The 8,926-nt window shown below is 57.0% G+C and carries 7 protein-coding genes and 1 tRNA gene; 2 read left to right on the plus strand and 6 right to left on the minus strand.

Going from position 1 to position 8,926, the window contains the following annotated elements; translation table 11 throughout:
* The 3 genes from WBC85_RS17085 to putA form a co-directional block, all read right to left on the minus strand.
* On the minus strand, positions 1-412 hold a 412-nt coding region (locus tag WBC85_RS17085), incomplete at its 3' end, for an aldo/keto reductase (RefSeq protein ID WP_424440191.1).
* 221 nt (positions 413-633) lie between these two features.
* Complete coding sequence (locus WBC85_RS17090; RefSeq protein WP_424440194.1) at positions 634-1,377, minus strand: rhomboid family intramembrane serine protease; 744 nt, start codon at positions 1,375-1,377, stop codon at positions 634-636.
* Positions 1,378-1,418: 41 nt separating this feature from the next.
* A complete protein-coding gene (gene putA, locus WBC85_RS17095) occupies positions 1,419-4,853 on the minus strand; it encodes a bifunctional proline dehydrogenase/L-glutamate gamma-semialdehyde dehydrogenase PutA (protein ID WP_424440197.1) in 3,435 nt (1,144 codons plus the stop codon).
* Positions 4,854-4,966: 113 nt separating this feature from the next.
* Between putA and WBC85_RS17100 the strand changes: the two genes are divergently transcribed.
* Together WBC85_RS17100 and WBC85_RS17105 are read left to right on the plus strand one after the other, a co-directional pair.
* A complete protein-coding gene (locus WBC85_RS17100; RefSeq protein ID WP_424440200.1) occupies positions 4,967-5,440 on the plus strand; it encodes an Lrp/AsnC family transcriptional regulator in 474 nt (157 codons plus the stop codon).
* 176 nt (positions 5,441-5,616) lie between these two features.
* Positions 5,617-5,702: transfer RNA gene (locus WBC85_RS17105), tRNA-Leu, on the plus strand.
* Between the two features lie 12 nt (positions 5,703-5,714).
* Here WBC85_RS17105 and WBC85_RS17110 read toward each other — a convergent pair.
* From WBC85_RS17110 to WBC85_RS17120, 3 genes are all read right to left on the minus strand, one after another.
* A complete protein-coding gene (locus WBC85_RS17110; protein WP_424440203.1) occupies positions 5,715-6,080 on the minus strand; it encodes a hypothetical protein in 366 nt (121 codons plus the stop codon).
* 156 nt (positions 6,081-6,236) lie between these two features.
* Positions 6,237-7,955, minus strand: coding sequence for a methionine--tRNA ligase (gene metG, locus WBC85_RS17115; RefSeq protein WP_424440206.1), 1,719 nt, complete (start codon positions 7,953-7,955; stop codon positions 6,237-6,239).
* Between the two features lie 61 nt (positions 7,956-8,016).
* A partial coding sequence (locus WBC85_RS17120) for an MFS transporter (RefSeq protein ID WP_424440209.1) occupies positions 8,017-8,926 on the minus strand: 910 nt, incomplete at its 5' end.

Raw genomic sequence — 8,926 nt, forward strand, 5'->3', positions numbered from 1 at the left:
TATACGAACCGCGATTGGGCCAGTGGAATTGATAAAGATCGATATAATCGCTTTGCAAACGCTTGAGCGATCCATCGATTGCCCCCGGAATGCTGGCCGCAGAAATCCCTTCAGCATTGCGAATATGCGCCCAGCCGTCACCGGAATGCTTGGTGGCGATAATCACCTTGTCGCGCGGCCCGCCTTTGGCCAGCCATGTGCCAATGCAACGTTCGCTGTCGCCTTGGGTTTCCGGACCAATCGGATTGACCGGATACATTTCGGCCGTATCCATAAAGTTGACGCCCGCCGCGAGGGCCATATCAATTTGCTCATGTGCCTCAGCTTCTGGCGTTTGCGTGCCAAACGTCATCGTTCCGAGGCAAAGCTCTGGCACAGTGATACCTGTCCGTCCAAGCGGGTTCATCTTCATAGCAGCAATCCTTGGGTAGTTTTGGCGAGCCTTAGAACAAGGCCTCAAATGATTCTTCGATATTCCCGTCACAGGCGGCAAGGAAGATATGTGTCAGGGTCATCATCGCGAAGATTTTGATTTTGGTCATGTAAAGCTCCATGCAGGCTGTTGAAATATGCCCTTTAGGTATGGGGTAGCAGAGTAAGCGCGACAAGCGATTCTAGGGTATTTGTCCAAAGCTATTTGCGCCGTACAACAGGAATACGCGATTGGGTCAGTTTGTATTTGGCTTCGGGATGCGGCGGATGGCCGTCCGTTTTGCGCCAGAAAGCCGCCGCGCCAAGTCGCATAAACAATGGAAAACTAAGCACAATCCCGACAACAAAGCCCCCCGCATGCGCCCAATAGGCGACGCCGCCAAGATCAGGATCAGAGGCGACGCCATTGCCGACCTGCAACAGGAACCAGACACCCAGCATGACCCATGCAGGGACCGGGAAAATTTTGAAAAAGATAATCAAAATCAACAAGATATCGACCTTTGCCTTGGGGAACAGCAACAGATAGCCCCCCATGACACCCGCAATCGCGCCAGAGGCACCGATCGTGACAACGCTCGAAGACGGTTCGACCACCCATTGCGCAAGCGCAGCGGCAATGCCACTGGCCAGATAGAAGATCAAAAAGCCGATGTGGCCCATTTCATCTTCCATGTTATCGCCGAAAATCCACAAAAACAGCATGTTACCGCCGATATGCATGATACCGCCGTGCAGGAATTGCGAGGTTACGAGTGTATAATAGTCCTGACCTGCGCTGATCTCGCGGGGGATCATGCCCCATTCGTAGAAAAACATATCCAGCGCGCGCCCTTCCCCCAATGACAGGTTAAAGCCCGCGAAGATTATGATGTTAATCGCAATCAGCGCGTAGGTGACATAGGGCGTGCGCCCCGACGGGTTATGGTCGCGGATAGGAAGCATTTGGGCAGGCTGGAGTTTGCCCGCCCAAAGGTCAAGAGCGCTTAGTGATCTGGCGCGCTTTGCGCGAGCAAAGCGGCGTTTCCGCCCGCAGCTGTCGTGTCCACGCAGAGGTGCTTTTCCTCGAGCACGTAGCCCGCATTCGGCAGGCCTGTCAGCAAGGGCAGGATCGGCCCTTGGCGTGCCGCGAGGGCTTGGTTAATTTCGCTTGCCTGCTTTGGATCGCCCCAGAAGATCACGCCAGAAATTCCCTTGAGTGCTGTTAGATCGCCGGGACCGATTGTGCCGCTCGCCTGAACGGCCCGCCCACCCAGTGCAATCACCGCATCGAACTGGGCCTGAGCGGCCTTTGCCCCCGGCCCCATGCACAAGAAAGGCGCACGTGCGTGGCGCGAGATGCGGTTCAATTCACCCGTTGGCCCCGGCAGGACGTCACTTGGCAATTCAGCGGCGCGCGGTGCGAGGTTTATCGCTTGCTCCAGCTTTGCGAGCGGCATCGCTTCATCAAAGCCTTTGCCCACATCACCGGCCCCAAGAGCGCGAAAACGCGACAGATAGAGCGGCCCGCCCGCTTTGGGACCAGTGCCAGAAAGCCCTGCGCCCCCAAAGGGTTGCGAGCCAACAATTGCGCCAATCTGGTTGCGATTGACGTAGATATTGCCTGCTGCGATCCGCTCTGAGACATATTGCACGCGATCATCAATACGGGTTTGCAGACCGAAGGTCAGGCCATATCCCGTGGCGTTAATATCGGTGATGATCTTGTCCAGTTCGCTCGATTTGAACCGCGCGATGTGAAGGACAGGACCGAAAACCTCGCGCTCCAGATCCGCGATGCTGTTCACGGCAAGCAGCGTTGGTGCCACGAAATGACCTTCGGCTGGTGTTTGAAGTTGATAGAGCAGACGGCCATCGGCTTGCGCGGTTTCGACATATTCGGCAATCTGTTTTTGCGCCTCTGCGTCAATCAGCGGACCAACATCGGTTTCCAATTCCCAAGGTTGGCCCAAGCTTAGCTCGCGCATGGCACCGATAAGCATGGTCTGGATTGTATCTGCGATGTCCTCTTGCACATAAAGGCAGCGCAAAGCCGAGCAGCGCTGCCCGGCGGATTGGAAGGCGCTTTGCACAATGGCTTTGACCACCTGTTCAGGCAGTGCAGTGCTATCGACGATCATTGCATTCAGACCGCCGGTTTCCGCAAGCAAAGGTGCGCTTGGGGCAAGGTTCTTTGCCATAGAGCGGCGGATGATCTGGGCGGTTTCGGTCGAACCGGTAAAGGCCACGCCGCCAATGCGCGGATCAGACGTGAGCGCAGCGCCAACATCCCCTGCCCCGAGCAGCAGTTGCAACGCGGCGCGGGGCACGCCCGCCTCATGCAAAAGCTGAACCGCAAGATGCGCAATAAGCGGGGTTTGCTCGGCTGGTTTGGCAAGAACGGCATTCCCAGCGGCCAGTGCGGCGCTGATCTGACCTGTGAAGATCGCCAGCGGAAAGTTCCAAGGCGAAATGCATGTGAAGGTGCCAATTGCGGCGTCACCTTCGCAGCGCTCTGCATAATAGCGCAAGAAATCAACGGCTTCGCGCAATTCACCGACGCAATCAAGCAAGGTCTTGCCTGCCTCGCGCGAAAGCAGCGCGAATAGCTCGCCAAATCGTGCCTCGTACAGATCAGCGGCGCGTCGTAGCGTTGCTGCGCGCGCCTCTGCGCTAACAGCCCAAGGCGTTGCCGCGCTGAGTGCGGCTTCGATTTGTGCAGGGCTTGCAAGATGGGCCGTGCCAATGATTTCGCTCGGGAGCGCCGGGTTTGTGATGCTGAGCGCTGCGCCGTTCTTCGCCTTGGCCGCAACCAAAGAGGATACCGTCCAATGATGCGCGCCAAACGGCGCGCGGGCGGCGTCGATGCGATCAAGGTCAGGTGTGTGTGTCAGATCAAAACCAATGGAATTGATACGTTCGGGTGCAAAAAGCTCTGGCCCTTTCGCGACCCAGCTTTCCGCTTCTTGCGCAGCTGCAAACGGATCGGCGGCGATGTCTTGGGCGCTGACGTCCTCATCAACAATCTGGTTCACGAAGGAACTGTTGGCACCGTTTTCCAGCAAGCGGCGCACGAGGTAGGCCAGCAGATCGCGGTGCGCCCCGACGGGTGCATAAATGCGGCAACGCGTTTTGTGATCGCCCAGCACGATATTGTGCATTGCCTCACCCATTCCGTGCAAGCGCTGGAATTCAAAGGATGTTTTATCCTCAGCCATATGAAGAATTGCGCTGACTGTATGGGCGTTATGTGTGGCAAATTGCGGATAGATGCGATCTGTCATGCCCAGCAACTTGCGCGCGCAGGCGATGTAGGAAACATCGGTGACCGCTTTGGAGGTGAAGACAGGAAAACCTTCTAACCCTTCGACCTGGGCGCGTTTGATTTCAGTATCCCAATATGCGCCTTTGACCAGCCGTACCATGATACGGCGGTTCAGGCGCGTGGACATGTCATGCAGGTGATCCAGCACAAAGGGCGCGCGCGGACCGAAGGCTTGCACGACAACGCCAAACCCGTCCCAACCTGCGAGGGCCTTTTCCGAAAGGACCGTTTCGATCACATCCAGCGACAGGGTCAGGCGGTCTGCCTCTTCCGCGTCGATGTTCAGGCCCATGCCCGCAGATTTCGCCAAAAGCGCGAGCGAGCGCAAACGCGGCACGAGTTCGTCCATAACCCGCGCCCTTTGCGCAACTTCGTAGCGCGGATGCAGGGCAGATAGCTTGACTGAAATGCCCGGGTTTTCGCGGATATCATCGGATGTGCAGGCCTCTGCAATCGCTGAAATCGCGCGGCTGTAGGACAGGTGGTAGCGGCGTGCATCCGCGTCGGTTTCAGCCGCCTCGCCCAGCATGTCGTAGGAATAGGTGTAGCCCTTCGCTTCCATCCTGGAGGCACGCTGCATGGCGCTGGTGATGTTTTCACCCAGAACGAACTGACGCCCCATTTCCTTCATCGCGCGGCTGACCGCCTTGCGGATGACAGGTTCGCCCAGACGTTTGAACGCGCCGCGCAGGTGGCCAACGGGGCCCGGCGCATCGTCCTGAAGCACGCGGCCCGTCAACATCAACGCCCATGTTGAAGCGTTCACAAGCGAGGATGAGGATTCCCCGAGATGCTGCCCCCAATCGGAGGGCGCGATCTTGTCCTCGATCAGCGCATCAATGGTATCGGCATCAGGGACACGCAGAAGCGCTTCGGCAAGGCACATAAGCGCGACGCCTTCATCCGTTGATAGGCCGTATTCAGCAAGGAACACTTCCATCAATCCGGGATTATCGGCATTGCGGATTCGCACAATCAGGTCGGCAGCTTTGGCGCTGATCTGGCTGCGCTCTGCTATGGAAAGCGCGGCCATTTGGCCAAGCGCGCGCAGGCGTTCCGGTTGATCGGCAAACAAATGGGCGTCGATGGCTGGATAACGCGGAATATTCAGGGGCATGTTGGCGAACCTCGCAAAAGGGATTTGGCCCTGTATATAGCAGAGGCATTGCTCATTTCGCTTGACTTGCATGCCTTTGATCGTAATTCCTCCCGATTAGGAGGAGATATTCAATGCAAACAAATCGAGCGGACCTTGACAGCTTCGACAAAAAGATTCTCGCGGTTGTTGCGTGTGAAGGGCGCATTAGCGTCACCGAACTGGCCACCCGCATCGGGCTTTCCAAATCTCCGACACAAACGCGCCTGAAGCGTCTTGAGGAACAGGGGATCATCAAAGGCTATCGCGCCATGCTCGATCCGATCCAGCTGGGGCGCGAACATGTGGCCTTTGTCGAGGTGCGCCTGTCAGACACGCGCGAAACGGCACTAACGGCCTTTAACAAAGCGGTTCGTGCCATTCCAGAGGTGGAGCAAGCCCATTTGATTGCAGGTAACTTCGACTATCTCATCAAGGTTCGTGTGACAGACATGAGCAGCTATCGCCAAGTGCTTGCAGAAAAACTATCCACCCTGCCCTATGTGTCCAGCACATCCACTTATGTCGCGATGCAAGCGGTCAAAGAGGAAGGCGCAGGCACATTCTAGGCTGGCTACCTTGCCTATTACGTATGCGTGAAAATGTTGGGAACGCGCTGGCGTTGAATCTCTGGCTGAAAGCGCGGCGTTTGCCAACACAAGCGCCCGCCGCCCCAGAAACTGATCTTTGAACCCACTTTCAGGGCTTTACACCCCGCGCGATCCGCCTATTTTGCGCGGCACTGGCCTGCGTGATGGAATGGTAGACATAGGAGACTTAAAATCTCTAGGCTTAACGGCCGTGCCGGTTCGAGTCCGGCCGCGGGTACCAGTAAGACTACGCCTAAATACGAATGCCGCGCCGCTTAGAGATCGGCGATAAAGCCGCCTGTGTATAATTCTGCGCGCGATTGTGAAGTGCCGTTGAAGGCACCGACTGTCTGATTGGCCCCGACCAAACCTTCGAGCTGCCCGCCCCATAAAGTGCAAAGCGTCCCGTCATCGTCGCCGTTCCAGTGGTTGGCGGCGTCACCACATCGATGCCTTCCAAAAGGCCTGAACAGGCCCGCATCGAACCGGCGTTGTTCACGCCGATCTTATAGGCAAAACCGTTCCCGTTCCGAGTGTCATGAAGCCGGTTTTCGCCAGCTTTATTCAGGCTCACATCAATCTTGCCATCGCTGCCCGGCTCTGCAAGGGCGCTTCCCAATAGCTGAAATACCGTTGGCGCACCCCTATCAACAGGCTCGCCTGACGACACACAGCCGGAGGCAAGCAAAACAGCGCCAATCGCGCAAAAGGATTAATAAGGTGTAAAAGCTGCCATTGTTAATTCGCCTTTGAACCAGTGATGGTATTGCGCGGCTTAATCCCGCACGCCCGCGAATTGTTCCTGCCATTCCATACGTTCATCGTCGGTGATCTTGCGGAATGTCACTTCGGGAACCGTGAACGCATGACCAATGGTCAGTGCGCCAAGGGCTGCGTTGACATCATCGGGCCAAGAGGCATCTTCGGTTTGCATCGCGCTCATCATCGAAGCCGCAGCATCGGGGATGAAGGGCGCTGAGAGAACTGCGTAAAGGCGGATCAGGTTCAGCGCCATGCGGATTTGCGCGGCGGCGCGTTCGGGATCGTCCTTGAATGTCGTCCAAGGCGCTGCCGATTGCAGGTATTCGTTGCCCGCCACCCAGATCGCGCGCAATTCAGACGCGGATTTTCGCACTTCCATAGCATCCATATGGCCCTCATAGGCACGGATACGCATTGTCAGCTCTGCGATAAGCGTTTCTTCCTGTTCGCCCCATGCGCCGCCGCTCGGCACCACTTCACCGAATTTGGAGCGGCAGAATTTGGTGACGCGACTGACAAAGTTGCCCAGCACATCGGCAAGGTCTTTGTTCACAGAGGCCTGGAAATTTTCCCAGGTGAATTCTGAATCGCTGCTTTCAGGCGCATGGCTCAGGAGCCACCAACGCCAGTAATCAGCAGGCAGGATTGAAAGCGCCTGATCCATGAAGACCCCGCGCCCGCGCGAGGTCGAGAACTGACCGCCATCATAATTAAGGTAGTTAAAGCCTTTGATGTAATCGACCAGCTTCCAAGGTTCACCCGATCCAAGGATCGTCACCGGGAAGCTAAGCGTATGGAAAGGCACGTTATCCTTGCCCATAAACTGCGTATAGCGCACATCATCCGCGCCCATGTCGGTGCGCCACCAGCGTTGCCAATCACTATCGGCCAGCCCGTTCGCATCAGTCCATTCGTTCGCGCAGGCGATGTATTCGATCGGCGCATCAAACCAGACGTAAAAGACCTTGCCCTCCATGCCCGGCCAATCATCCGCGCCATTTTTTACAGGCACGCCCCAGCTAAGGTCGCGCGTGATGCCACGGTCCTGTAGACCATCGCCATCATTGAGCCATTTCTTGGCAATCGATGTGGTCAGGATCGGCCAGTCAGATTTGCTGTCGATCCAGGCATTGAGCTGATCTTTCATCTGGCTTTGACGCAGATAAAGATGCTTGGTTTCGCGCATTTCCAACTCGGTCGATCCGGAGATGGTCGAGCGTGCGTCGATCAGATCAACCGGATCAAGTTGCTTGGTGCAGTTGTCACATTGATCGCCGCGCGCGCTGTCAAACCCGCAATTCGGGCATGTGCCCTCGATATAGCGGTCGGGCAGGAAACGCCCGTCAGCAACAGAGTAAACCTGCTGCTCGGTCACCTCCGCGATCAAGCCCTGCTCGGCCAGACGCCCCGCAAAATGCTGCGTCAGCTTGCGGTTCTGCTCGGAGCTCGAACGCCCGAAGTGATCAAAGGACAGGCGGAAACCCTTGGCAATCTCGGCCTGAACCTCCCACATTTCGGCGCAATATTCATCCACAGGTTTGCCTGCTTTGGCCGCCGCCAATTCCGCGGGCGTGCCGTGCTCATCCGTCGCGCAGAGGAACAAAACCTCGTTGCCGCGCGCGCGCTGGAAGCGCGCAAATAGGTCCGCAGGCAGTTGGCTGCCCACAAGATTGCCCAGATGTTTGATACCGTTGATATAAGGGATCGCGGAAGTGATGAGATGCCGAGCCATAACGCGCCTTCAGATTAATGCACCGTGATCTCTATCAGGGGGTCGCGCGCTCTTCCAGACCTCAATCCCGATTGCGTGACTTCCCAAGCAATTTGCCAATCATAAAGGAGGTGCGCGGCGCGTAAACATAGGGGGTGCGCTCTTTCACCGTATTGCGTGCGCGCATGCGCAACAGCCCGAAGATGACCAAGGCGATATGTCCGACAGCAATCATAATAAACAGCGCAGATGGCCCGTACCATTCGATCAGGTTTGACGCCGCCAAAGGCGCTGCAATCGCACCGATTGCAAAGAAAAACATCAATGCGGCTGACAACTCTACGCGTTCTTCATCACTGGCAAAATCATGGGCATGGGCGGCGGCGACCGAATAGATCGGAAAGGTGGTTAGCCCGAAAAGCACCGCGCCCAACATGATAACAACCGTGCCGTCTGTGGCGAGAAAGGCCGTGACAAGGCTGCTCAGAACCGCCGCTGCGGACAGCCAGATCAACACCCAGCGGCGATCGAACTTATCTGCCAGCCAGCCAATCGGATATTGTGCCAAAGCGCCCCCGAGCACGAAAGCGGCCAGGAAGTAAGCAATTTGATCGGCGCGCAGCCCGACCTCCTGGCCGTAAATCGGCCCGACCATCCGAAACGACGCGCTCGACAGTGCGGCAACAATGACCCCTGCCGCAGCAAGGGGCGAGCGCGTCACTGCCAGCATAGGGCGCAACCGCGGCGCAGCTGGCGTTTCAGGTTGGCTGACCTTGGTCAGCGTTAACGGCAAAAGCGCAGCGCAACACAAGATGGCAAGCAGGTTGTAGGAGACATATGACGCGGGCTCCAACACCCCGATCATCAGTTGCGCCACCAGCGAGGCCCCCATGTCAGCCAAGCGGTACACCCCCATCATGCGCCCGCGCGTCTCGTTCGTGACCTTGGCCTGAAGCCAGGCTTCAATCACCGTGTAACACCCGGCCACACAC

Source organism: Planktotalea sp. (genome assembly GCF_049680325.1).
Lineage (GTDB): Bacteria > Pseudomonadota > Alphaproteobacteria > Rhodobacterales > Rhodobacteraceae > Planktotalea.